At 66.0% G+C, this 1,708-nt stretch carries 3 protein-coding genes; all 3 read left to right on the plus strand.

Going from position 1 to position 1,708, the window contains the following annotated elements:
- On the plus strand, nucleotides 1-385 hold a 385-nt coding region (locus ACGVJ8_RS00645), incomplete at its 5' end, for an HPF/RaiA family ribosome-associated protein (protein ID WP_392345017.1).
- A 14-nt stretch (nucleotides 386-399) separates the two neighbouring features.
- Entirely contained in the window at nucleotides 400-1,080 is a 681-nt protein-coding gene (locus tag ACGVJ8_RS00650; RefSeq protein WP_392345018.1) for a 2-deoxyribose-5-phosphate aldolase, read from the plus strand.
- The coding region (gene recO / locus ACGVJ8_RS00655) for a DNA repair protein RecO (RefSeq protein ID WP_392345019.1) at nucleotides 1,081-1,708 on the plus strand (628 nt) is incomplete at its 3' end.

Here is a 1,708-nt window from a genome sequence, read left to right on the forward strand (position 1 = left end):
CCAGGAACGCAGTGAAAACCTTTACGCCAGCATCGATCTGGCCGCCGGGAAACTGGCCCGCCAACTGCGCCGCTGGAAGGAACGCCACAGCGATCACCACCACAGCCACGGCCACAGCGCCAGCCACACCCCCAGCACGGATGTGGTCAACAATGAATCCCCCGTTGAAGCCTCCCTTCTGCAGGGGCGTGAGGCGGAACTACCAGATCCGGGTGTGCGACGCAAATATTTCGCCATGCCGCCCATGGGCCTGGAGGAGGCACGCCACCAATTGGATTTGATCGACCACGACTTTTACCTGTTCCGGGAGAAGGAGAGCGATCAGCTGCAGGTGATCTACCGACGCAACCACGGGGGATATGGGGTGATTCAGGCTCGTGACTGACCTCCTGGCCCGCCATGGCTGATCCAGCCCAAGAGCTCCCCGACCTACCGCCCCGGCTTGATCAGGCGATCCTCGACCCCCTGCTGACCCGGGACCAGCTCCAAGCCCTCTGTGATTCCGGGATGCAGGAGGGCGTGCGGGCCATCTGCACCACACCGCGTCAACTGCCGCTGCTGCGGGAACGCATCGGGATCACCGACGCAGGCCCCCGCCTGGTGGCGGCCATCGGCTTTCCCTTCGGAGCAATTCCCGCTGAGCTCAAGCTGGCCGAAGCGGAGTGGTGTGCCGCCCATGGCGCCCAGGAGCTCGATGTTGTGCCCGATTTCAGCGCCTTGGCCAATGGCGATTCAGGCGCGTTTGCCGAGGAACTCGCCACTCTCTGCGAGCTGGGGCTTCCCGTGCGGGCCGTCCTGGACATGGCCCGTCTGGAGAGCGAACAACTGGAGCTGGCCGTGGAGGCCGCCATTGATGCTGGCGCTGAGGGACTGCAGACCAGCAACGGCTTTGGCCCGGCCTGTCATGCCGATCAGATACTTGCGTTGAAACAGCTGATCCGCAAACGCTGCGCCATCAAGGCAGCCGGTGGCATCCACAGCCTCAGCCATGCGGGGGACCTGTTGTTGGCGGGAGCCGATCTGCTGGGCACCAGCAGCGCGCCGGCTCTTCTGCAGGCCCAGCGCCGCCCCGCGGCCTGAATGGCAGAACGACGCCTCACCGGACTCGCCCTCAAGGTGGGCCCCCTCGGCGAGCACGACCGCCTGCTGAGCCTGCTCAGTGATGCGGAGGGCGTCAGTCGTTTCGCCGTTCCCGGAGCACGCCGACCCAAGAGCAGTCTGGCCGCTGCGGCCCCCCTCACCCTGCTGGAACTGCAGGTGGGAGGACGCAGTGGTCTGGCCCGGGTGCGACAACTGCGGGTGCTGCGCAGTTTTTCCGGCCTCGGACAACAGCTGGAAACCCTGGCTTCGGCGCAGGCGCTGTGTGATCTGTGTCTTCAACTGACGGCCCAAGACCCCGTGGAGGGGTTGCTGGCCACGATGCAGCTGCACCTGGAACGTCTGGAGGAGCACCGAGCCGAGCCGGAGCTGGTGCTGGCCGGCACGGTCCAGGCCTGCATCCATCTGCTCACCCTGGGCGGTTATGGACTGCCGTTGCAGACCTGCTGCATCACGGGCGATCCCCTGGATCCACCGCTGGGGCAGTGGGACTGGCGCTGCAGCCTGCTGCCGCAGGACGGCTTTGCGATCGATGAGCAGCCTGGGGCGGCGATTCAGCTGAATCCCTCCGAGCTGGCCCTGCTCCAGCGACTGACCCGGGCCGAACTGC

It is taken from the genome of Parasynechococcus sp. (genome assembly GCF_042954245.1).
Taxonomy (GTDB): Bacteria; Cyanobacteriota; Cyanobacteriia; order PCC-6307; family Cyanobiaceae; genus Parasynechococcus.

Excerpts from the sequence above, each read along its gene's own strand:
- ACGVJ8_RS00650 (WP_392345018.1), top strand. The coding sequence starts at position 400 with ATGGCTGATCCAGCCCAAGAGCTCCCCGACCTACCGCCCCGGCTTGAT.